We start from the raw sequence: 24374 nt of genomic DNA, 5'->3' as shown, positions 1-24374 counted from the left end.
CTACTCCCCTACTCTCAATCTATAATTTTAAATAGATCCCTTCAGGGGTTCTATAGCGCAAATTATAGAGAGTGTCTTTTGCTTTGCAAAATGTTTGTGTAGCATTAGCAAAATAGCTCTATCTGTTGATTTATTCTACTTAGTATTAGGTATTGTGGCAGGGAAAACGCCCCTACTAGATATGCAGGGCCGTTTCATTCTTGCTTAAGGCTCCAGCTCCAGTGGAGCAGGGGAGAATTTTCCACGCTTTACCCACAGGGCATCCCCAATATTCATCAATTATTCTTAAAGGTTAAAAATACGAATAGTTTTTATTTGAGGCCATTGAACCAGATATTTAGACAGAGTTTAACTAGCTATTAGCTTTTCCTTAGGTCATGCGGAGCTTGCCAGCATTTAGCAGGAGCGCTAAAATCCGAGGGTTTAAGTCCCCCACAAGAGGAGAGAAAAATTGCTGGTGCGCTTTGCGTGGGGGTTATAAGACGCGGAGCGGCAACTCTAGAGTATCCCCCATTATACACAGTGAAAAGCTAATAGCTGACTGCTGAGTGCTGAGTGCTACTTCAATGACACTCCGAAGCTGAAAAATCGGCACTGATATGGCTAATTTCTCTATTTTCTGCTCCTAAACATCTCCCGTTCTCCTTAAATTGTTAACTCACGATATGAATGAAACGGCCCTACCTACTAGATATGGGGGTTATGCGTAAGTCCTGTTAATATTTGTTTTCATTGATAACACAGAATTGTTGTATAATGGAATACTAATCCATCAGGAAACTGAAACTCAAAATCTTAAAATTCTATGAAAGCATCTCCTAAAATCTACCCTCATCAAAACCCAGAAACAAACCAACATATTCTCAACCCTAACGGTGCAGAAATCATTCTTGGTGCAGTATCTTCCGATTCTTTAGTTGTACCACTCAAACCCAGTACAACCACAATGTTCGGACCTCGTGGCGCTTGCCTCATCTCCGAAACAGGTCCTTTATGGGTATCAGATACCGGACATCATCGGTTATTGGGATGGCGACAACGCCCTGAAACTGAGGCACAACCAGCAGACTGGGTTATCGGACAACCAGACTTTTCTCAAGAGGGGCAAAACGCCAACGGTCAAACAACAGCAGCAACTGTTAGTGTTCCCACTGGTATTTGTGCTTATGGGGAAGGGTTGGCGGTGGCAGATGCTTGGAATCATCGGGTGTTAATTTGGAAACAACTACCAGAAGATAATAATGTTCCTGCGGATATCGTTTTAGGTCAAGCAGATTTTTCTGGAAATGAACCCAACCGAGGCAACTCGGAAACTGCTGCTGACCGAATGCACTGGCCTTATGGTGTTATCTGTCATCAAGGTAAACTATGGGTTGCAGATACGGGCAACCGTCGGGTGTTGATGTGGGAGCAGTTACCAGAGATTAATGGGCAACCTGCTGATCTGGTTTTGGGGCAAGCTAATATGAGTTGTCGTGATGAAAATGGTGGGGGTGAGGCAACGGCAGCGAGTATGCGTTGGCCTCATGCAATTACTTTTTGGGGCGAACGTTTGGTTATTACTGATGCTGGCAATAACCGGGTGATGATTTGGGATGGTATCCCCACTGAGAATAATCAACCTTGTGCTGTGGTTGTTGGTCAATCTCAATTTGATACAGTACAGTTAAATCAAGGGGTTTATTTTCCTTCTGCTGTTAGTCTGAGTATGCCTTATGGTGTCACTGCGGTTGGTGAATGCTTGATTGTTGCTGATACAGCCAATTCTCGGTTATTAGGTTGGCAGGATGTTGCGGAAATGGGAACTCCAGCGGTAGCATTGACTGGTCAACCTGATTTTAAAAGTAAGGGTGAAAATGCTTTGAGTTTATATCCGACTAGGCAAAGTTTGTGTTGGCCGTATGGAATATCTGTTTGTGGCAACACTGCTGTTATTGCTGACTCTGGAAATAATCGGGTCTTGTTGTGGTCTTTGATTAATTGATAATGGATAATTACCTGTGGTTGAAATCTTAACGGAATTGCAGATAAAAAAATCTCCTAGTGGATATGACAAAGAAACCGGGTTTGTATTAGATATCTCATAATACTAACATCTGCTCACACAAACCCGGTTTCTGTAACTTTCAAATAATTTTTAACTTTTTCTTTTAACTTTTGACTTCTGACTTCTGACTTTTGACTTCCAATGTCAACTCGGTAAAGAATAGATTAACTTAGATATCGAAATATGTCGATGAGAGTTAACAATGATCCAACAGCCTAAACCTCAATATTCTCTAGCCTGGATTGGTAAAATTGCAGAAGTCCCTAAACTAGAGTGGGATGCTCTGGCCCAACCATTAAAAACACCCTTCCTAGAATGGGACTGGCTCCACAATATGGAAAAATCTGGTAGTGTAGGTGGTAGAAGTGGATGGCTACCGCAACATTTAACGGTATGGCGAGACAGGCAACTAATAGCAGCAGCACCACTATATGTCAAGGGGCACAGTCAAGGTGAATTTGTTTTTGACCATCAATGGGCCGAAGTTGCCTATCGCATAGGTATTGAATATTACCCGAAATTATTAGGAATGTCGCCTTTTACTCCTGCTGAGGGGTATAGATTTTTGATTGCTCCTGGGGAAGATGAGGATGAGATAACGGCTATGATGGTCAGTGAGATTGACCATTTTTGCGATCGCCACGGTATTTCTGGATGTCATTTTCTCTATGTCGATCCAGAATGGCACCCCATTATCAAACGTAATGGTTTTACCAATTGGCTCCATCATAGTTACATTTGGCAAAATCAAGGTTATCAAACTTTTGACGACTACCTAAAGGTATTTAATGCTAACCAACGTCGTAATATTAAGCGGGAACGTAAAGCAGTAGGAAAAGCAGGTTTACAAATGCAGACTCTCACCGGAGATGAGATACCAAAAGCGCTGTTTTCTAAGATGTATACTTTTTACGAGAGTACCTGCGATAAATTCGGTTGGTGGGGAAGTAAATATTTGACGAAGCGATTTTTTGAACAGTTACATCACGACTTTCGCCATCGAGTATTATTTGTCGCTGGTTATAGTGAAGAAGACGATCGCTTTCCAGTAGGAATGTCATTTTGTATTACTAAAGGCGATCGCCTTTACGGACGTTACTGGGGTAGTAATTATGAAATAGACTGTTTACATTTTGATGCTTGTTATTATGCACCGATACAATGGGCGATAGAAAATGGTATTAATACTTTCGATCCTGGTGCTGGAGGGCGACATAAAAAACGCCGTGGTTTTCCTGCCACACCTAACCATAGTATGCACAGATTTTATCATAATCGTTTGTCAAAAATATTTTTATCTTACATTGGGCAAGTGAATGAAATGGAACAGCTAGAAATGGATAGAATTAATGAAGATTTACCTTTTAGTCAGGGAGTAGGGAGTAGGGAATAGGGAGTAGGGAGTCGGGGAGTGGGGGAGTCGGGGAGTGGGGGAGTCGGGGAGAAGTCAACAAATGAATCAGATTAAAAAAATGATAACCTTTTAGGTCCCTTGCATGGAACTTGCCTACTTTTTTGTACTATTTTACAGTTTTTTTTCATTCTTGATTAGCTATTTGACTTATAGGAAATTTCAAAAAAATTATATTGAAATTATTCCCCCTAATATCATGTCCGGTTGAATAGTTATAATTAAAGTTTGTAGTAAAGCTTTAGCCCATCTATAAGTTCGGGCTAGAGCTTTACTACGAACAAAAACTTTTTTATCACTGATTATCCGGACATGATATAATATAAAATACGGATAATTACTATATCCAAGTCATTGCGACTGGAACGGAGTGGAAGGTTTGCGCAGCATTCCGGAACGGATAGCAATCTCTTATGTGCGCGGAGATTCCTTCCTATCGTCGTAATGACGACTATTCAACCGGATTCTATATAACCCACCCTACAAAACTTAAATTTCATAAACTAAATTTCCTGCGACATAAGTAGCCTTAACTGCCCGTTCATCCCCTAATATCATTAGAGTAAATAACTCATCAACAATATCAGTTAATGAATCATAATTATTGCCACCATTCCGCAACTTTAATAATGGAGTTACCCTTGTATCTAGAACAACTAAATCTGCTTCTTTTCCTACGGCAAAATTACCAACTTTATCATCCAGAGATAGAGATATTGCTCCTCCTAAAGTAGCTAGATAAAAAGCTTTCAAAGATGATAAAATTTGTCCCTGTAGTTGAGAAATCTTATAAGCATCATTCATCGTTTTAAACATGGAAAAGCTAGTACCACCTCCCACATCTGTACCTAAACCAACTTTGACTGGATTATTTTCAGATTTTGGTCTGTTTAGAGAGAATAAACCACTACCTAAAAATAGATTTGAGGTGGGGCAAAATGCAATATTTGAACCAGCTTGTGAGAGTCTCTCAAATTCAGAATCACTGAGATGAATACAATGAGCAAAAATTGATTTATCGGTTACTAAACCAAACTTTTCATAAACATCTAAATAGTCTTTACTGTTGGGAAAAAGTTGAGCAACTTTCTCAATTTCTGACTGCTGTTCGGATAAATGAGTATGTACATAAACATCTGGAAATTCTTGTTTCAGAACTCCAGCCAGATGTAATTGTTCTGATGTAGAAGTAATAGCAAATCTTGGAGTAATAGCATATAGAAGTCTCCCTTTACCATGCCATTTTTTAATCAAACTTTTGCTATCTTCGTAACCAGTTTCTGGAGTATCCAGCAAATAATCTGGAGCATTCCGATCCATCAGCATTTTGCCAGCAATTATCCGCATATTTCTTAGTTCAGCTTCTTCAAACAAAGCATCAACTGACTGAGGATAAACTGTAGTTAAAACTAAGGCAGTTGTCGTGCCATTTTGTAAGAGTTGGTCAAGAAAAAATGATGCTATTTTTTGAGCGTATTTTTTGTCTTTAAATTTTCCTTCTACTGGGAAAGTATATTTATCTAACCATTCCAAAAGTTGTTTACTAGAAGAGGCAATTATTTCTGTTTGAGGATAATGGATATGAATATCAATAAATCCTGGTAAAATTAGCATTCCTGGATAATGAGTAACAGGAATTTCCGGATATTTATACTTTAATTTATCGTAAGTATCTAGTTCTTGAATTATGCCTCCAGAGATAATCATTAAACCATCATTGATATAGCGGACAGTTTCTAATTCTGGGTAGTAAAATGGGTCAGTAATAAAATCTAGAAATGAACCTCTAATTGCCGATATTTTGATATTTGTATTTTGAGTCATTTTACCTAAGATTTGGCTTATAGTTTTTTTTAAGTAAGTAATAAGGAAGAGGGAAGAAGCAAGAAGATTGAATCAGGATTAAAAAGACAAAAACAGAAGTCAGAATTAATTAGCAAGTAGTAGGAACTACAGAACTTTGTGCCGATAGTAAGGTATAATTCAAAATTAACCTTGATTTTTTCCTCTCTGTTCCAAGATAAAATCTATTCAAACTTCTCCCCTAACTCCTTACTACCACTACTGACCAATAAATATTTAACTAGAGAGAATATTCTTACAGAAAAGACTATTTTTTTGTTCAACTTATCTGTTAAAATTAAATAATATTCAGCTATTATAGCCGAACTTTGCTCAAAAAACTTAATTCAGTAAGGGTTAACAATCGTGGGATTCAAAATCGGTTTGTTGGGATTAGGAACAGTCGGTACAGGGACAGCAAAAATTTTGCTATCCCCACAAGGTCGCCATCCTTTAATTCAGGAATTGGAGATATACCGAGTGGGAGTGCGCGATATATCCAAAACTAGGGATATTAATTTATCTCCAGATATTTTAACAACAGATTTAGAGGCGATCGCTACTGACCCAGATATAGACATAATAATAGAACTCATCGGTGGGTTGGAACCAGCAAGAAGTCTGATTCTCAAAGCTATCGAACATGGTAAACATATAGTTACTGCCAACAAAGCTGTCATTTCTCGTTACGGTCCAGAAATTTTTGAGGCAGCCAACAAAAAAGGTGTCTATGTCATGCTAGAAGCAGCAGTTGCAGGTGGTATCCCAGTCATTCAACCTCTCAAAGAATCTCTGGGAGTTAATCGTATTTATTCTGTTATGGGTATTGTCAACGGAACTACTAACTACATCCTTACCAGAATGCAAAAAGAGGGAGCAGACTTTGCAGATGTTCTCGCCGATGCTCAAAAGTTAGGTTATGCAGAAGCAGACCCGACTGCTGATGTGGAAGGGTTAGACGCCAAAGATAAAATCGCCATTCTTGCTTCCCTTGCTTTTAGTGGTCGAATAAAATTAGAAGATATTCACTGCGAAGGTATTCGTCAAGTAACGGCAGCAGATATTGCCTACGCGGACAAACTAGACTTCGTAATTAAATTATTAGCGATCGCCAAGCACAACCCCAACAGTATTAACTCCACCACAGATCAACTAGAACTAAGAGTACATCCTACCCTAGTTCCTAAAACTCATCCCCTCGCTAATATCAACGATGTTTACAATGCGATTTTAATTGAAGGAGAACCCATCGGACAAGTGATGTTTTTTGGCCCTGGTGCCGGTGAGGGTCCGACTGCGACTGCAGTAGTTTCCGATATTATGAGTATTGCTGCTATTCTGCAAACGGAAACCGAACCTATTCCGCATCCATTATTAAGTTGCACCCACCAACACTATTGTGAAATAGCACCTATAAAAGAACTTGTCACCAGATTTTATGCTCGTTTCCTCACCAAAGATAACCCTGGTGTCATTGGTAAACTTGGTACTTGTTTCGGTAAGCATGATGTTAGTTTAGAATCTGTGGTACAAACAGGAATACAAGATCAACTTGCAGAAATAGTTGTTGTCACCCATGATGTAAGAGAAGGCAACTTCCGGGAAGCATTAGAGGAAATTCAATCATTAGATGTGATTGATAGCATTCCTAGTGTATTGAGGGTGTTGTAGAAACCCAAAAATTCAGATCGCAATTAAACACCAACTCAGAAAAACTTAACTTCAAAATAGACTTCTCCGAAAATTAATCTCAAACCTTTGTAATTATAATTACAGCAGTTTTGGAGTTAGTGAGGTACAAAATTTTATTTTCTGTTGAGTAATCCTGGTAACACAAGCATCCTGCTTGTTACATCCTGGAAGGATGTGTTACAAAGATATTGAAATGTACCTCACCATCCTCAAAAGTGCTGTAAGAGTAAAGCTTACTTTCCGGAGATGTCTAATGAAAAGAATCATCAAAAAGTTCTTCAGATGGTTACCCATTACTATAGGGGTTTGCTTATTGTTGGTGGCAACTCATCATGCGTCTCCTCGTTCTCCTATAGTTAAAGAGAAGATGCAGGGCATTTGGATGACTAATGTTGCCACATCATTTCTACATCATACCACATTCTTAGATGAAATTCTCCATCACCTTTCTCTCTCAGGATATGACCGTGTTTACTTAAGTGTTTATGGCTTAAAAGGAACGCTCTATCCTACTTCTCAGAGTTCTACTCACTTTCTGTTGCGTCCTCCTTTGACTCATCCTCTCAAAGCAGCGGTTCAAGAATCTCACCGTCAAGGATTAAAGCCTTATGCCTGGTTTGAATATGGTATGATGCTTAATCCTGGAAATGCTATTGCTAATAAACATCCAGATTGGTTGCTAAAAACAGCAGAAGGGGAAACTATAGAAGGTGGAAATGTCTGGCTAGATCCAACTCATCGAGAAGTTCAAGAATATATCTTAGGTCACATAGATGATATTCTCAAAGTCGAAGGGTTAGCGGGAATTCAATTAGACGATCATTGGGCGGTTCCTAAAGCTTTTGGTAATAGTAATCAACGTCAAGCGTTAACCAGCTTAACCCAAAAGGTGTATAATCACATCAAAGCCAAAAATCCCCAACTGGTGGTTAGCCTTTCCCCGAACCCTTACAACTTTGCTGTCTCGAAATATAATCAAGATTGGTTGTGGTGGGTAGAACAAGGTATCGTAGATGAAATAGTGTTGCAGGTTTATCGTCCAACACCAGAAGCGGTAGTAGCAAGTTTATCAAATTCTGGTATCTACACTGCTTCTTATTATGTGCCAGTTGGAGTTGGTATCTCAGCAACCTGGAATGTTGTTCCTTTCTCACTTAATACAGTGCAAAAACAGGTTGAAGCAGTCAAACAACAAGGCTATGGGTATTCGATTTTTAGTTGGGAATATTTGGTGCTACGTCGTTTAGCACAGTTTTTTTAATAGGGGCAAACACAAATGTGCTGCCCTGATATTTTTTCTATTCCTCACTCATAATTTTAGGAACTTTAAAAAAGTCCCCATTTTGTTCTGGAGCGCAGGAGAGAATTTCTTCTCGGTTAGGAAAAGGTTCCAAATGATCCTCACGAGTGATATTACTAACATCAATTGCCCTAGTAGTAGGAGGTACTGTTTCTGTATCTAACTCACTCAACTGTTCAACATATTCCAGAATACTACTTAACTGAGTAGTAAATTTTTCTTCTTCTTCTGGTTTAAGTTCTAATCTAGCTAAATGTGCAACTTTGCGCACTTGTTCATTATCTATTATCATCAGTAACTTTTCCTATTTTCCAAACTATAAAATTCTGGCGTGATAGATGACTAAATTTAAGTTTTAATTTGGAGGCATTTTTATTTCCTTATCCACTTTTCCCCCAAAATTTTATCTACTTTCCCTCCTTTTCATTAATTGATAATGAATAATGGATAATTACCTCTGGTTAAAACCTTAATGGAATTGAATATAAGGAAATAACCTGTTCTTTTTCTATCCTTAAAAGGAGAGGCAATCAAGCAGAATTGATTAATTATCAATTATCCATTATCCATTATCCATTGGTAAATTACTCCCTACTCCCTAATTAATTAGAAAAATACTTCTTTATTTGAACGCCCAGTAGTTTTCAACCAATTTTGAGCTTCAATATAATTATTAGGAGCCAAACTAATTGCCTGTTTCCAATATTCTGCAGCTTTATCAAACCAGCCATCTGCTTCTTCTGACTTACCTGTTTCTTTTGCCTGTTCTCCTCTATAGTGAAAAACAACAGCAATATTATTTAAAGCTTGAGGCATTCTGGGATTATTTTCTAAAGCTTCGTGATAATATTCCAATGCTCGATCATGTTCCCCATTACTAGCATGAATTAAACCTATATTATAAAGAATATAACTCTTGTCATTAGGGTCATCTTCTAATTTTAAAGCCTCATAATAATTTTCCAAAGCTTCAGCATATTCTCCATCAGCTTGTGCCGACATTCCATCACGATAATAGGCAAAAGCCTCTTTAGCTTGATTATTTGCTGGTAGTAGCTTTAAAATCAAATCTGCCATTACTGTAAATGATTTGTCAATGAAATTATCATTACGTTGAGTTCTGGGCATATTATTACAACTCTATATTTTTAGGTACATAAACTAGAGTAGAACAATTTTGAAAAGTATGTACAACTTCTCAGAAATATCGGCCAAAAATTTCTCTAATCTAATAGACCTCTCAAATAATCAAAAATAAAGTTCATTTTAGCAGAGAAATCATCAATTATTCCCCTCTATTCTGTACGGACGTTGCATGCAACGTCCCTACCTACTCCCTCAATACTTATATTTACAATCTGTTAAATATTTTGCCCATACATAACCCTCTATTGGGCGAATAATTCTTGTCCAATTTTCACCTTCACTACCATCAGTAACTCCAATAGCAACAACTGCACCATTTTCTAGGGTGTCAATTACTTCGCCATTTGGTCTTTCTCGAACATTTAGAGGTGAATCAGTTGGGTCTGATACTGTACAATAACCAACAGGAGTTTGAGCCAGTTGATATTTTGGAGTTGGCACAATTTTTGTTTTAGGGGTAACAGCTAGGACAACTGTATTAAAGCCTAATAAATATAGAGAAGTAAAAGCATAATTTATGAGATATTTTTTCAAGTTATTCATATTTCGTTTATTCGTTCAGATTAACTTTTAAATCTAATTATACCAGCATAATTTATTTTCAATAAAAAGACTTATATCACTCTCAAAAAATTACTTTATTAATATAATAACGACTATAGCAATCCGTACTTATATTGTAAAATTTTATCGTAGGGGTTTGGTCTCCAAACCCTAGTCAAAATGTTAGTATTGTAGGGGTTTGGCCTCCAAACCGAGGGGAAAAATGTTAGTATCGTAAGGTTTTGGTCTCCAAACCCAAGCTAAAAGGGGATTTGGAAACCAAACCCCTACAGTTTTTTTCACAACTCATTTAGGATTGCATATCAAAACTGATATATATGAATAACAAAAATATAACAGAACAACAAACTCCAGAACCAAATCAAATAGCAAATATTCTAGTTTTAGGTGCAACAGGGGGAGTCGGTCAAATCGTAGTTGCCAAATTAATTGCCGAAAATTATCAAGTTATTGCCATAGTTAGAAATATGGAAAAAGCCAAAAAATTATTTGGTAACTCGGCAAATATTAAAATTTTTATAGGAGATGTTCGTGAACAAAAATCCTTAGAAAAATCTCTGGCAAATGAACAAATAGATGCTGCAATTTCTTGTCTCGGAACTACAGCTTTTCCCTCAACTAGATGGTTGGGAAATAACGACCCCAAAAACACAGATTATTTAGGCAATCAAAACTTAATTAATGTGATGCCTCCTAATTTAAAACGATTTATTTTAGTTTCTTCCGTAGGTGTTGAACGTTCCGACCAATTTCCTTATAAAATTCTCAATTTATTTGGAGTTTTAGATTGTAAATTCAAAGCAGAAAACCTGCTAAAAAGTTCTGGTTTACCTTACACAATTATTAGACCAGGTAGACTAACAGATGGTCCTTATACTTCTTACGATTTGAATACATTAATCAAAGCAACAAGTGGAAATCGTCAAAAAATTATTATTGGTCAAGGAGATAAGTTACTCGGTGAAACCAGTAGAATTATTGTTGCTGAAGCTTGTGTAGAAGCTCTGAAATTAGACTGCACAATTAACCAAACTTTTGAGATAATTAATCAGACAGGAAAAAATGAAATTCCTGATAATGATAAATCCTTATTTTGGCAAACATTATTTACTTCAGCACAATCAAATAATTCTTGATAGTAGGTTGGGTTAAGCGACAGCGCAACCCAAAAAATACAGGCTTATTATTAGTAGTAATTAGAAATTACTGTTGGGTTTCCTGCGTCAATCCAACCTACAAACTTACTTCTTCCTTACTTATAATTTTACGACACAGCAAAACCTGTATATTGCCGCTTATAAGGTGCAAAAAAATCCAGAATAATCTCTGATTTATGCAACTGGTAGTTGAGTAAATACAAGGGTAAAAAAAGCTTCAGAAGTATCTTCAGAAACAGCTAAATATAGAACCCTTTCCGGTTCAATTCTTCTTAATACTGTTCAGTAGTTAATAAATTGCCCCAAAGCATTATGAAATTCTGAAATTATCGGTAAAATTGATGCCTCGTAGGGGTTTGGTCTCCAAACCAGATTTATGCTTGGGTTTGGAGACCAAACCCCTACCAAACTCCAAAGTCAACGGATTTGATATAATTTACTACAACTTCAACACTTGATATTGCACGCCAGTTTCAAAAATTCTTACCCCTCCACCTTCAGCAACAGTTTGTCTTAAAGCTTCAGCATTACTAACAGTAACTCCTGCCAAATAATCAATCCCAAATTCTTTTAATTCTGCTAACCAAGGCATAGTAGGACCCATCAAAACTAACTGAGAATTTTTTGCCAATTCCACCAACCGAGGAAAAGTTTTATTAGCAATAGAAGTCGCTGTCAAAAATACCCATTCCGCCTCCGGTAATAAATATTCTGATGCTGTGTCAGGAAGGTCATCTGCTCCCGGTTGCCGTTCGATGACAGTCATTTCCATCTCATTCTCATAACGAGATAACCGTGGATACCGACCAATAATAACAACTTTTTTTCCACGAATCATTGGTAGAAAATATTCAAATACTGCCAAATTTCCTGGTCCGTAAGGAGATAAGGGTTCTGCTTGACTTGGCAGTGGGGAACGCCCATTTATCTCAGCATTAATAGCTGCCATTCCCACAGTTGCCTCAAAGCTATTCCAAGAGCGCAACCAGGATGCCAACTCTTTCGCAGGTTTATTTACCAGAGTTCCTGACCAAGGTAAAGTGCGAGTAACTGTACCCGGACTCATACATAAACCAATACTTTCAGTTTCACACAGAGTCCAGGTTAAACCAATTAATATTTGTTTTATGGGAGTATTAGTATTCCCATAGTCTAACAACAAATCGTATATTTCTTTTGGATGTACCATAGTTATTTCAGTTATCAGTTATTAGTAATTACTAAATCTGTGATTAAAGGTAAATGATCTGAACCTATATTTTTACCACTTTTTGTTTTGAAAACCCTAATATCTTGACTTACCAAACAATGGTCTATTGGAATAGATAATAAAGGGAAAAAGCTTGGCCAAGTGGAAATCATGCCAAAGCCTTTTCGTGCATTATACAGTCCAGAATTACTAATCAACTCTTTGTAATATGGAGACCACATAGTTATATTCAAATCCCCAGTGACTACAATTGAGATTTTCTGATTTGCTACATAACTGGCAATTTCTGATAATTGTTTATTCCGCAAATTAAACCCATCTGTTCCAATACCCCAACTGGGATGGGTTGCTAATATTGAGAGAGTTTTTCCCTGAATCTCGATTTCGGTACTTACGGTTTTTCGTCCTCCCCCTAAATCTTTTATGTATTTTTTAGAGGTATCTTACTATAAACTGCTATTCCTAAATTTATATTTTCATTGAAAGCAATTTGTTGTTCTTGATGAATCACCCAATAAGAATAATCTTTTTGTAAAAGTTCTAATTTTTCTGCCCAAGCATCAGTTACTTCTATAAATATAGCTACATCGGGATTTTCTTTTTTGACTTCAGAGATTAATCGCTCATACTGTTGGTTCTTATAAAAAACATTCGCTTGAAAAAATCTGATTTTTGGCTCAAACGAATCAAAAATTCTATCTTGGGAAATATAAAACGGAATTATTTCTAATAAATTGCTTATCAGGCAAAACAAACTGATCGACAACCAGAAAAAATTCCCAACCCATAAAAAAAACAATATCACCAACAAGCTTAAAAATGTATATTGGATTTTCAAATGACAAGTTAGTTCGAGCAGATAGTGAAACTTCCCTAAATAACTAGCCAAAGAACATAGAGTCACTAAGACTATGGTAATGACAAAAATCAAATATAGTAGTTTTTCTATCCCCAAAATATCCATCAGATTTCCTGTTTAAATTACCAAGCAAGAATAGTCTTATTGGGGAAGTGCCAAAACATTTATACTTCCACCCGGAGGACATAATTTTTCGATCGCCTCCTTTGTCATCACAATTGGATATTTAGCGGTTAAATGTACCAGTCGATATTGAGCGTCTTTTAACTCAGCCAGCAATTTCTCTAACTGTTTTTCTTCTTCCTCATTCTGACGAGCCATCTCAAGAATTATCTTGGGGGAATCTCGTAAAAGAAGTTTCCTTGCACCTTTGAGAACAGGTAGTTCGTAGCCATCCACATCTAACTTAATTAGATCGACTTTCTTGCAGGGATGCTTCTCGAAATATCCATCAAGTGATATCCCTTGCCCCCCATCAGTCGTCATTAATCTTCCTTTGTGTTGTGGGTGCGTCAATTTGTCCTCGTTCGCCGACAAATTCCAACTCGAATACACAAAAGATGGCAATTCTTTTTCCTCTTCTAGTAACATCATCTGCTCAGTTCTAACCCTATTGAGCAAATGAGGGTTTAAAGATAAATTATTCTGTAACTTACCATAAGCCCATGAGGTTGGTTCAAAAGCAATAACACGTCCATCAACTCCCACATATTCAGCTAAAGGAAGGGTTAGTGCGCCGATGTTGGCACCGATATCCACAACAACATCTCCCGGCTTGACAATACGCTTTAATTCCTTGATTGTTTCTGGCTCGTAAACTCCTAAATAAATCGCAAGATCTATACCCTCTTTTAAATCAAGAGACCAATTTAAACCTTGACGATATACTTTAGCAGTTGATGAAAGCCCAAAAATTGTTCTAGCCCCAACGATCAAATTACTAATCAATTGGGCAATTCTGATTTTTTTCTCAGTTGGAAGTCTTACCATTTCAGTTATCAGTTATCAATTATCAATTATCAGTTATTAGTTATTAGTTAGCCTCCTCCGGAGGAACTGCGTTAACAGTACCTCTGGCTGTTTCGCAGCATAATCTAGGAAACCCAGAGGCTTGAAATACGGTATCTGAGTCTATAAAATATTAGTTTTGACTTTTGAATTTTGACTTTTGACTTCAGTGAAGAGGAACGCCACCTCCCTCGCTAGACTGGTAGGCTGCTTCGACGCACGACATAGTCACGAAAGCATCTTCCACCGAAGTGGGCAAGGGGCGAGATGGGTCTTCCAACTTGCGCATCAGGCTAGACATGGAACCAATGAAGGCTTCTGGGAACCATGACCCCCGAATCTCGTAGCTTTGCCACTCCGCCTCCTCCTCCCCCTGCAACAGGCAAACTTCAAATTCATCCCTAGTTCCCTTGGGATAATCCATCAGTACGCCCAGGCGGATCTTGATGGCTCCTTCGGTGCCCTCGAATTTCAAATATGATTCCTGATGTTTCAGACCAAACTTATGAGCATGGTTAGTGTTAATGGTAGCTCGCACAAACTCGCCATAGTCCAACATTAAGGTCGTGCGTACTGAGGCTATCTTGATTAGATCAGGATGCTTTACTGTTTTTGCGTAAACCCCCTTGGGATCTCCCAAGAATGAGCGGATGAGGTCGATATAGTGGATGCTGTGGTAAAGAATTTCTACCCGCTGGCAGTTTTCAAAGAAATCCCATAAATGCCAAGGGGTATCAACCGTAACCCGCATCTCAATGTCGAGAAGCTCGCCGAGGCAACCTTCTTCTATCAGGTGGCGGGCTGCAATCACAGGCGGTGCCGTGCGCAACTGAAAATTAACTGCCGCAGTGTACTCCCGTTCACGGCAGATACTCAATAACTGACGTGCCTGAGCTAAATCCTCGCCCATGGGCTTTTGGATCAATATCCCAGCTCCTTGGGGAAACTTGGGAAGCAATTCCACCAAAGCTGAAGCTGGTACAGCGATATCAAACACTGCATTTGCTGGAGCCTCGGCTACTGCCTCTTCAACACTGGCGTAAACATTGGGAATGGAGAATTTCTGAGCTAGGGAGGCTGCTTTCTCCTGCTTGATATCAATAATTCCTGCTACCTTAAAACCAGCGATCTGATAGGCTGGCAGGTGGGCATCAGAAACAATGCCACCAGCACCGATAATTACTATAGGTTGTGGCTGATCAGGCATGATAATTTGGTCATTTATCTGCATGAGTGACACAAAAACATTACAAATTAAATTCTAAATTATACATTTTAAATTCTAAATTTCAACTACCTCTTAACCTCTAAAGCAGTATATAAAATCATTTTTAAAAGTTGGAAACCGCCTTGGATATGTTGAATATTTGATTTACCATAAGTTCTTGGTAAATATTTTACAGGAACATCCTGAATAGTTAAGCCAAGTTTTTTACACCCAATAAGCAAATCAAAATCCCCAAAAGGATCGTATTTACCAAAGTTTTCCCAATTAGTAACTATCTGGAGATAGTTTTCTTTGGTAATAGCTTTAGTTCCACAAAGGGCATCCTTAATTTCAACTCCCAATATGATTGATAGTAGTTTAGCAAAAAAGCGATTGGCAAGTTGATTTGCCAATGGCATCACTTTCAATGATATTGAATGGGTGAGTCGCGATCCATTAGCTAATTGGTAATCTCCTGAAACGATCGCCTCGAAAAATTTGGTTAACTCATTTGGGTGAACAGTTAAGTCAGAATCTAGAATAATCAAAATATCACCTGTTGCGATGTTAAAACCCTGACGAACAGCATCCCCTTTTCCTTTACCATTCTGTTGACATATTTTGATATCCCATTGCTCCTCATATAAACTCTTAACTCTCTTGATTTCTTCCCCAGTATTGTCTGAGGAATTACCCTCAATAAATATAATTTCTGTATGTTTGCCTAGTTTTGGCATTTGAGTAATGCAATCTTCAATAGTACCAGCTTCGTTTCGGGTAGGTATAATTACACTTACTGTTTTTTGATAACTTGGTGCTTTTTTTGTTAACTCTAACATATATTACCTATCTTTAAGTTCTTTATAGTCATCTTTTGTGTAACAAAGCTGTGTTTTACCTAAAATGACATCAGACCAAATATATATTTGGACTATCAAAACTCATCAATCAGACTTAATACTACTAAAAATTAACCATTAACTTTGCAGCGATTTATACAAAGATTCTAACCTAGCAGAAACATCTGGTGGTTTAGCCGTAAAACGAATATAAAAATTACCATTTTCTGCTTTTTTCTCTAAAACTTTACCATAAACATCCTCACTTTCTTTTCCATCCCAGACAAAATTCAGTTTAATATTAATCAAAGGTGGCGGGATATTTTCCTCTCCTTCTACACCCTGAATTTCTGCTTCTTTTGCTGATAATTTTACCAAACTTCCATTATTTAAACAATCACCAACATTTTTGCCATCTAGAACTACATAATGTAAAGAAATAGCTTCTTTTAGAGGTAGATAAATTTCCTCTTCTTTTCTCAAAACTAAATTATATTTACCACCAAGACCACCAACATCATAAATAGTAATTGGCTTTTTAACTCCTTTTGGCATTACCTCTTTTTCACCATTAATTTTAACTAAAGATCCTACTTCGTTTAAAGTAGTTCCAGAAATTAAAATTTGTCCCCCAGTAGTATAAGATTCAATTCGATAAGTTAAATTTACCTGACTGCCAACAATACCATATTTTGTCCGTTTCAAAGAACCAATATTACCAACAACAACCTCCCCTGTATTAATCCCAATTCCCATTTCTAAAGGTGTTAAACCCCACTCTTTCATCTGTTTATTTACAGGTTCCATTGCTAACTGCATATCAATAGCACAAGCAACAGCTCTTGTCGGATCGTCCTCTCTAGTAATAGGGGCACCAAATAAAACTAAAATTCCATCCCCCATAAATTCATCAATAGTTCCGTTATGCTTAGTAATTACATCCGCCATATATCCCAAATAAAAGTTCAGAATTTTCACAACTTCTTCTGGTTGTAAACGTTCTGATGTAGCAGTAAAACCTCTTAGATCGGAAGTTAAAATAGTGATATTGCGACGTTCACCTCCTAACTTTAATCCTTCCGGACTTTCTAATAAAGTAGCCACTACCTCATCAGTTAAATAACGACCGAAAGTTTTGCGAATATCCTGAGCAGTACGAGCAATATAAGCCGTAATCACAACTGCTGATGTTGTCATGCCTAGAAACGCAGGAACAACAGGCAACCACCAGCTCCACAAAAAAGCAATGTAAGTGCTAGCAAATAAAACTCCACCAGCAACAAAAATCGTAATTACTTTCCAAATAGAAAAATAACTAACACCACCAGCAGTCCGCCATCTCCAAGTTGTCGCCGCTCCTACTCCAGACCAAAATAAAATCCATATCCACTCGTAGATATCTACCCAAGTCTTAATCATGGAACGACCATCAAGAGCAGAACCAATCAGTTGACTGATAATATTAGCATGAACTTCAACCCCACTCATAGGTTCTAAAGTTCTAATTAAACTACTACTGTAGGGAGTAGAGAATAAATCATTAAAACTTTCACCCACCGCCCCAATCAAAATAATGCGATCGCTTCCCCAGTCAGGAGGTACTCGGTCTTCAAGAATATCCATCATGGAAACAGTCTCAAAATAGCGACTAGGACCTCGATAATTTAAAAGAATGAGATAACCACCTGCATCTGCGCGTACATACCCACCATCATTAGCTTCAAATGGCTCTAGTATAGTCTTTCCGAGTTGATATATGTTATCATCAAGTGTCTTGGGACTAATCTCAAAATTCTCTAAATAACGCAAAACAACCTTAGAAGCAAAACTCGTGACATTTTGCCCATTTTGAAGTGTGACAAATAAATAACCTCGTCGAATTCTTTTATCTGGATCTACTTTTAAATCATTAGCACCAGCCTGATTATTTTCTTCCAAAACAGGTGGTCCTTCTATCACATCTCTTTGTCTATCTCCCACTACTTTTTTAATTGCAACTAAATTGGGGGTAGACTCGAAAACTTCCACTAATTCCTGATGACCAGGTTCCACAGGTAAATCCCGATAAATATCTAAACCAATAACTTTTGGCTCCATTGCTTTCAATTTTTTCAGCAATTTCGCATAAACACCATCAGGAAAAATTGGCTGCCCAACTGCTCTAAGGTCGTCTTCATTGATACCTACAATAGCAATTCTATTGTCTGGACTTTCCAAGGGTCGCATCCGCATATACGCATCATAAGTGCGCCACTCCCAAAACTGTATTAAACCAAGAAAACGTAGTAGGATTACCAACCCTGTTATACTGGGTGCAGTAATCCAAACACCATTCCATTGATTCAAAAAATGAGTGTATTTATTCCATAACATCGGTTGTTAGCACCTTTTAGAAAAAACAGGTTAATCTACCCAAATGTACTATGAAATCATACTTAGAGCGCCCCGAGTAAATTTATGGGTAGTTATTTCCATAATAACTCAATTTATTCTGCTTTTGGTTTACAACAGGGTACAAAAGGCTCAGAAGCAATTTCTTTTAGTCCTACTGACGTTAATAATTCCTCCCACTCTGTAGGGTTAGAATTGCGTAACTCAGCTAAGGTAGCTATTGTCTCATTCCAAATTTTGGCATTTGCATATATTTCTGCTTGTTCAAGGGGAGTAGCATTTTTTAAGCTTTTTTCCAGTTGTGAGCTTATTTCTACTTTTTTGATAGTTCCCTCAACAAATTTGTCAGCACTGCGATCCCAGGGGTCAAAAATTATTGCAAACCTCCATTTATATTCTTTATTGTTTGTCAGACTTACATCTTTGGGAACAGTAAGTTTTACAATACCAGAAGTACCAGAAACATCTAATTCATCATTCAAATAGATACTCTTACCTGATTTATCAAATATTTCAAATTCTGCTGACTCTGCTTCGTGTTCAGGAATATAGACAAAAAAATTGGGATTACTGATTGTAGTTCCAGCATTATCATCTCCTGGCATTAGAGCTATCAAGTTGCCTTTGCTAGGACCGCGAGTACCTCCACCACTGGTTCGACCTGAAGGGGATCTTTTCCCACCTTCAAAGTCTACGCTAATTAGCAATTCTGGGGTTTGTTCTGCTTTTGCCAATTGCCAACCAGAAAAAGTTACAATTATTGGAGATATAGCTAAAGCCAAAAGTCCCCAAGACTTGATATTTTGCCTTCCCATCATCAATCACATCTCCATTTAATTAAATGATTTAACTTATATTTGCAATCCTAGCATATCTATTAGACCTATCTGGAAAAGAGGGAGTAGGGAGTATGGATTAGGGATTAGGGGGGAAGAATTGATGATTTATAGGGGATAATTGATTTTATTTTTGATTATCGGATAGGTCTATTGATCTGTGTATTCACCTAGTCTATTTAGCTTATTTCCAGGGAAGTTCTCACGGTTTTTTTTATAAACATCAGAAGTTTATATTCTTATGTTTATTATACCAATTCACTTTACAGCAGTTTTCATTTAAGTAGACCACCGTAGGGACGTTCCATGGAACGTCCCTACTAAATTTTGGTTGTGAATATGTGGTTCATCAATCTGAAAAGCGCTGTTAAAGATGTAACAAATAGTTTCAAAAATCATCCAGTTTCTGGAATGGGGGGATTTTAAGCTAGACTTTTCAGCTAGCTAGTTAATTACAGAAAATATTTAGTAGAAATTTCCCCTCTTAACAGGTAGGAATCCTCCATTTTTATTTCCTGGTATTTATTGCAAACTAGAATATAGTAGTTATCATAATTAATGAGGTAAAGTCTTTTTTTCTATTCCCTATTTTCTATTCCCTAAAATCAAAAATTTGTATCTCACCAATTATTATAATTGCTATATATCATCTAAATAATTAGAAACAGGACTTACGCAGGAGAACCCATAAACCCCGTTTCTCCTAGACGTCTATTGCTCAAAACAAGGATTTATCGTAGAAACCGGGTTTCTTTGCGTAAGTCCTAAGAAAATTTAAGTATTAGAGTTGTGACCAATAAATAAGGTCAATAGCCTGCCCTTTCCAAGGGATCAAAAAGGAAATTTCGGATTTCCTTACCTCCTAATTCAGCAGGAGGTACTGTTAACTTATAACTGATAATTGATAACTGAAATGACAAACCCACAAAACCAAATTACCCAAACTTACGCTCAAGATGATGTTCAGCAAATTCTTCAACTTGCCTTAACAAATCGTTCGGAAGGAGGCGAACTGACAAAAGCACAAGTATTAGAAATTGCCCAGGAGATGGGTATTTCTCCTGAAGAATTAGCAGCAGCAGAACAAAAATGGCTTACCCAAAGGGGCGAGTTCCAGGAAAAACAAGTTTTTAATCAAGTTCGCCGAGAAAAATTAAAGCAAAGTGCAATTAAATATGGCATTGTTAATTCTTTTTTAGTGCTGCTTAATTTAGTAACTGCTCATACTCTTTCTTGGTCTTTACCAATTTTATTATTGTGGGGATTATGGTTAGCTTTGGATGCTTGGAAAACTTTTCAAGTTGAAGGAGAAGATTATGAAAATGCTTTTCAAAGATGGCGTTTAAAGAAACAGGTAGGGCAATCTCTTGGTTCTTTGGCGGATAAATTTTTCAAGAGTTTACAGTCTTGAATAAGGATTAGGATACTTGCTCAGTATAGGGAAGGAGAATGTTTTTTTTATGATTAATTAAAAGCATTTGGGATTAGTTTTTCTTCCCTACTTTTAAATAAATGACATAACCTGATTGATTCAACAAAGATGAGGCTATTTGAGATTTTAATAATCTGGATGATGTATTAAGTTGGTTGGAGGATAGAATATCTTTTGATAATTAATTCAAAGGAATTAATATTACTTGTTTTTGAGTTTTTTTATATAAATAAAACAAGATATCCCTGACCTAACTGCTTAAGAAAGCGATCGCCAAGGAAACTCATAATCTGATAAGATTTACAATGAATTACCTCTAAATCAGGTATGCCCTTCACAGGCAAGATTCCTGTGCTACAAATATCTCATCATATATCATTATGGCACAGTTGAGCCGATTTTAAGGCAAATCATAAATTGCTAGATTTTCCACAGAAAATACTTTGATTTATCTGTATATAATCTAACTAAAACTTGTCAATTATTCGCGCTTCTTCTGATAATTTTGCTTCTTGTTGACCTATAATTCTTGCCCTACCATTTAGCAAACCAATAGGAGTATTAAATAACTCTACTAATTCTGCTTTACCTGATATTAATTTCATGGTTGTTAAGGGTAACTCTTTTAATAACCATCTACTCAAACGATACACATATTCTTTTGTTTTCAACTCTCTCATTAAATCAATGCCGTGGAGTTCATGCAAATATTTATTTGACTTTCCATATCGGCGCCATTGACTTTGTAAATCTTTCCAAGTTGAACGATGTCGATGTTTAACTATCCCCTTTTCGGCAAATTTAAACTGATAAGATGTTTCTCGTAAAATTCGCCAACAAATATCAGCATCTCCACCTGTTGTTAAGTAAGGACGAAATAATCCTACTTCTACAAATGCTTGCTTTTTGATAGCTAAATTAGCAGTTTGACCATAAGGACAAAATTGATTAGCTAGAGTATGTTTTTGGGAAAGAGTCTCTTGTTTATCAGCATATTTTTCTAATAAACTATCACCTGGTAAAGCAAGTATTTCCCCAACTACAATACCAACATTAGGATCGGAAAATGGCTGAATTAAATTTTCTAACCATTGAGGTTGGGGGCGACAGTCACCATCAGTAAAAGCAAGTATTTCACTATTAGCTGCTCGAATACCAGCATTACGAGCAGCATAGGAACTTTGAATCTGATTTTCTGTCAGTGGGCGAATTGTAATTTCCTTTGACTCTGCTGCTGCTTGAATTATCGAACTACTACGATCGCTACTATTATTATCTACCAGTAAATATTCTACTTGGTCTGCAGAATAAGTTTGCGATCGCAGACATTCTATCAAGTCTGGCAAGTCTTTCTCACCATTATAAATTGGTATAACTACAGAAACTTTTGTCATTTTCTCCACTCAAGGAAGTTGGTAAAAATTTCAATGACTATTAGACATCTTCACAAATCACAAGTTTAAGATATAGCAATGAGCGCTGGTATATTTACAAATTGCAGGAGAGGCCAAGCAGCTCAAAGTCTTATATTATCGGCAATTTATTCCCCCTGTTGCCAGATGAGCTGTTGCCTGCGCACAGCGCTATAAATTATTACTATTACCCATAAACTATCAGTTAATTTTCCCTATTACCGAAAAATAAGGGTTTCAAGTTAAAGGATAAAAAAGACAAAAATTGCCCTTTTAACCAATCATCTTCTTTTCAAGAAGAGGTAATAATTAATTATTAATTGTTAATTATTAATTATTGAACTGTTCCCTATTTTCTAATTTAATAAGCAGAAGCTAGCTAGAATTGAACTAACTAAATAAAAAGTTCCTACCACTTGAGTTTCTAACCAACCTGATAGTTCCAAATGATGATGAAAAGGAGCCATTTTAAATAACCTTTTGCCTACTCCATCAGGTCCTTTTGTTGCCTTATAATAACTCACTTGAGCAATTACAGAAAGAGTTTCTATTAAGAAAATTCCACTAATAATTAAAAGTACCCAGAGAGTATTAGTCAGTAAAGCAACTGCTGCTAAACCACCACCCAAAGCTAAAGAACCTGTATCACCCATAAACACTTTAGCAGGGTTACGATTATGAGCAACAAAACCAACACAACTACCACTCATGCAAGCACAGAAAATCATCAGCTCTAAAGATGTAGGGGCCAAATAAGCTCCTAATCCTAAAAAAGCGATCGCTCCCAAACCGCCCATTAACCCATCAACACCATCAGTCAGATTTGTAGCGTTACTTTCAGCAACTAAAACAAAACCTGCCAGAGGCCAAAATAATAATCCCAAAGATAATTGTAGACCAAAAGGTAAAGCAATATTAGTAATTGTGCTAGGCTGACTCCATGCTAGCCACCCACAGAATAGAATAGCAAAACCAATCTGCAAAGCTAGTTTCATTTTCGGAGATATTCCTTTATTAGACTTGCGTTGCAAAATTTGCCAATCATCTAGCCAACCAATAAAGCCATAAGCTATAGTAAGTAAAGATACAGCTATTACATCTGGGTGAAATCTGGACAATATCAGGGCGATCGCTACTCCCACTGGTATAAAAAATATGCCTCCCATAGTTGGAGTCCCTGCTTTTTGTAAGTGAGCTTGGGGGCCATCCTCTCTGATTATTTGTCCAGCTTTCAGCTTTCTTAGTATAGGTATAGCCCAATAACCTAAACTTACAGTTGCTAGGCCACAAATAATTAGGGGTATAGTAAGAGAGCCGATACTGAAAATCCTATTAGCCATACCATCTAGAATCAAGGCAAATAAACTTAATCCTAAACCTAGACCCAATAATAAATTTTCTCCCGATAAGGTGAGAGACTTGCTTAAAGTCAGCTTATTTTGCACAAAAAACCTCCTGCACACACACTTTTTTAGAGTTTAAATTTGATCAATAAATTGAAAATTTAGCTAATAACCGAGTAGCTTTTTGGTCATCAAAAATCTTTATTCAACTGGTTCATCTGCATTTTCATCCAATACATCATCATCATTAAAACTGTCATCTACAGCTATTAATGCTGAGATTTCTTCTTCCTCTTCTGAGTATTTCTCTGATTCAACGGGGTCTCTAGGTAGCATTTTGCCTGATGATTCTAACCAATCAACTAGAGATGAGTCTCGTTGGGCAGTAATTACATCTGCAGGTTCATGGCGAGGTATCAGAAGTAGAGAGGGATTATAGAGTGTGACTGTTGGTGACTTGGATTGATTATTTCTACGGCTAATTGCTCCGACTGCTCTTCCTACTATTTTTTCTGCCGTTGCTTCTACAATGCTTGTTGATACCGTTGGTTTTACTACAGTTTCCTGTACGGGAGTTTGTGGCACTACCTGTTGTGGAACTACAGTTTCCTGTACGGGAGTTTGTGGCACTACCTGTTGTGGAACTACTGTTTCCTGTACTGGCGTTTGTGGCACTAC

Annotated in this window: 21 protein-coding genes; 6 read left to right on the top strand and 15 right to left on the bottom strand. The window is 37.2% G+C overall.

Translation table 11 applies throughout. The features are described 5' to 3' along the window. The first annotated feature begins 805 nt into the window (after nucleotides 1-805). Both ACP6PK_RS29935 and ACP6PK_RS29930 read left to right on the top strand, forming a co-directional pair. Nucleotides 806-1984, top strand: coding sequence for an NHL repeat-containing protein (locus ACP6PK_RS29935; RefSeq protein ID WP_426565200.1), 1179 nt, complete (start codon nucleotides 806-808; stop codon nucleotides 1982-1984). A gap of 265 nt (nucleotides 1985-2249) precedes the next feature. Further along, entirely contained in the window at nucleotides 2250-3440 is a 1191-nt protein-coding gene (locus ACP6PK_RS29930) for a GNAT family N-acetyltransferase (RefSeq protein WP_426565198.1), read from the top strand. 507 nt (nucleotides 3441-3947) lie between these two features. Here ACP6PK_RS29930 and guaD read toward each other — a convergent pair. Next, nucleotides 3948-5282 (bottom strand): guanine deaminase, encoded by a 1335-nt coding sequence (gene guaD / locus ACP6PK_RS29925; RefSeq protein WP_426565196.1) that lies wholly within the window; start codon nucleotides 5280-5282, stop codon nucleotides 3948-3950. A gap of 384 nt (nucleotides 5283-5666) precedes the next feature. On the opposite strand from guaD, the gene ACP6PK_RS29920 reads away from it, so the two are divergent. After that, complete coding sequence (locus tag ACP6PK_RS29920) at nucleotides 5667-6971, top strand: homoserine dehydrogenase (RefSeq protein ID WP_426565194.1); 1305 nt, start codon at nucleotides 5667-5669, stop codon at nucleotides 6969-6971. A 274-nt stretch (nucleotides 6972-7245) separates the two neighbouring features. Continuing rightward, on the top strand, nucleotides 7246-8253 hold the full coding sequence (locus tag ACP6PK_RS29915; protein WP_426565192.1) for a glycoside hydrolase family 10-like protein: 1008 nt from the start codon (nucleotides 7246-7248) through the stop codon (nucleotides 8251-8253). A gap of 37 nt (nucleotides 8254-8290) precedes the next feature. Here ACP6PK_RS29915 and gatC read toward each other — a convergent pair whose 3' ends face one another. The 3 genes from gatC to ACP6PK_RS29900 all read right to left on the bottom strand — a co-directional run bounded on the left by gatC (nucleotide 8291) and on the right by ACP6PK_RS29900 (nucleotide 9981). After that, nucleotides 8291-8581, bottom strand: a complete 291-nt coding sequence (gene gatC, locus ACP6PK_RS29910; protein WP_426565202.1) for an Asp-tRNA(Asn)/Glu-tRNA(Gln) amidotransferase subunit GatC — start codon at nucleotides 8579-8581, stop codon at nucleotides 8291-8293. 317 nt (nucleotides 8582-8898) lie between these two features. Continuing rightward, nucleotides 8899-9420: a photosystem I assembly protein Ycf3 gene (locus ACP6PK_RS29905; protein WP_426565190.1), complete on the bottom strand. Its 522-nt coding sequence runs from the start codon at nucleotides 9418-9420 to the stop codon at nucleotides 8899-8901. Nucleotides 9421-9630: 210 nt separating this feature from the next. After that, nucleotides 9631-9981, bottom strand: coding sequence for an SH3 domain-containing protein (locus ACP6PK_RS29900; protein ID WP_094677296.1), 351 nt, complete (start codon nucleotides 9979-9981; stop codon nucleotides 9631-9633). A gap of 338 nt (nucleotides 9982-10319) precedes the next feature. Here ACP6PK_RS29900 and ACP6PK_RS29895 point away from each other — a divergent pair, with 338 nt between their 5' ends. After that, the gene (locus tag ACP6PK_RS29895; RefSeq protein WP_426565187.1) at nucleotides 10320-11138 is read left to right on the top strand and encodes an SDR family oxidoreductase; all 819 of its coding nucleotides are present in this window, start codon (nucleotides 10320-10322) and stop codon (nucleotides 11136-11138) included. A 460-nt stretch (nucleotides 11139-11598) separates the two neighbouring features. On the opposite strand, the gene ACP6PK_RS29890 is transcribed toward ACP6PK_RS29895, so the two are convergent. The 8 genes from ACP6PK_RS29890 to ACP6PK_RS29855 form a co-directional block, all read right to left on the bottom strand. Beyond that, nucleotides 11599-12348 carry a Rossmann-like domain-containing protein gene (locus ACP6PK_RS29890; protein ID WP_426565185.1) on the bottom strand — a complete coding sequence of 250 codons (750 nt, stop codon included), beginning with the start codon at nucleotides 12346-12348 and terminating at the stop codon, nucleotides 11599-11601. A 14-nt stretch (nucleotides 12349-12362) separates the two neighbouring features. Continuing rightward, the gene (locus ACP6PK_RS29885) at nucleotides 12363-12677 is read right to left on the bottom strand and encodes an endonuclease/exonuclease/phosphatase family protein (RefSeq protein ID WP_426565183.1); all 315 of its coding nucleotides are present in this window, start codon (nucleotides 12675-12677) and stop codon (nucleotides 12363-12365) included. Nucleotides 12678-12790: 113 nt separating this feature from the next. Beyond that, the gene (locus ACP6PK_RS29880) at nucleotides 12791-13333 is read right to left on the bottom strand and encodes an endonuclease/exonuclease/phosphatase family protein (RefSeq protein WP_426565181.1); all 543 of its coding nucleotides are present in this window, start codon (nucleotides 13331-13333) and stop codon (nucleotides 12791-12793) included. 36 nt (nucleotides 13334-13369) lie between these two features. Then, nucleotides 13370-14218, bottom strand: coding sequence for an FkbM family methyltransferase (locus ACP6PK_RS29875; protein ID WP_426565179.1), 849 nt, complete (start codon nucleotides 14216-14218; stop codon nucleotides 13370-13372). Between the two features lie 184 nt (nucleotides 14219-14402). Continuing rightward, nucleotides 14403-15443 carry a Gfo/Idh/MocA family protein gene (locus ACP6PK_RS29870; protein WP_426565177.1) on the bottom strand — a complete coding sequence of 347 codons (1041 nt, stop codon included), beginning with the start codon at nucleotides 15441-15443 and terminating at the stop codon, nucleotides 14403-14405. An 86-nt stretch (nucleotides 15444-15529) separates the two neighbouring features. Beyond that, entirely contained in the window at nucleotides 15530-16282 is a 753-nt protein-coding gene (locus tag ACP6PK_RS29865) for a glycosyltransferase family 2 protein (protein WP_426565175.1), read from the bottom strand. Between the two features lie 138 nt (nucleotides 16283-16420). Then, nucleotides 16421-18655 (bottom strand): CHASE2 domain-containing protein, encoded by a 2235-nt coding sequence (locus tag ACP6PK_RS29860; RefSeq protein WP_426565173.1) that lies wholly within the window; start codon nucleotides 18653-18655, stop codon nucleotides 16421-16423. Nucleotides 18656-18768: 113 nt separating this feature from the next. Beyond that, the gene (locus tag ACP6PK_RS29855; RefSeq protein WP_426565171.1) at nucleotides 18769-19491 is read right to left on the bottom strand and encodes a DUF928 domain-containing protein; all 723 of its coding nucleotides are present in this window, start codon (nucleotides 19489-19491) and stop codon (nucleotides 18769-18771) included. Nucleotides 19492-20422: 931 nt separating this feature from the next. On the opposite strand from ACP6PK_RS29855, the gene ACP6PK_RS29850 reads away from it, so the two are divergent. Further along, nucleotides 20423-20920: a 2TM domain-containing protein gene (locus tag ACP6PK_RS29850; protein ID WP_426565169.1), complete on the top strand. Its 498-nt coding sequence runs from the start codon at nucleotides 20423-20425 to the stop codon at nucleotides 20918-20920. Between the two features lie 488 nt (nucleotides 20921-21408). Here ACP6PK_RS29850 and ACP6PK_RS29845 read toward each other — a convergent pair whose 3' ends face one another. The 3 genes from ACP6PK_RS29845 to ACP6PK_RS29835 form a co-directional block, all read right to left on the bottom strand. Next, nucleotides 21409-22335: a glycosyltransferase gene (locus tag ACP6PK_RS29845; RefSeq protein WP_426565167.1), complete on the bottom strand. Its 927-nt coding sequence runs from the start codon at nucleotides 22333-22335 to the stop codon at nucleotides 21409-21411. Nucleotides 22336-22709: 374 nt separating this feature from the next. Beyond that, the gene (gene mraY, locus ACP6PK_RS29840; protein ID WP_094672611.1) at nucleotides 22710-23798 is read right to left on the bottom strand and encodes a phospho-N-acetylmuramoyl-pentapeptide-transferase; all 1089 of its coding nucleotides are present in this window, start codon (nucleotides 23796-23798) and stop codon (nucleotides 22710-22712) included. A gap of 99 nt (nucleotides 23799-23897) precedes the next feature. Further along, on the bottom strand, nucleotides 23898-24374 hold a 477-nt coding region (locus ACP6PK_RS29835), incomplete at its 5' end, for a DUF3134 domain-containing protein (RefSeq protein WP_426565165.1).

It is taken from the genome of Dapis hubbardiae BLCC-M172 (genome assembly GCF_050016015.1).
Lineage (GTDB): Bacteria > Cyanobacteriota > Cyanobacteriia > Cyanobacteriales > Microcoleaceae > Trichodesmium.
This window is presented reverse-complemented; position numbering and strand designations above follow the sequence as displayed.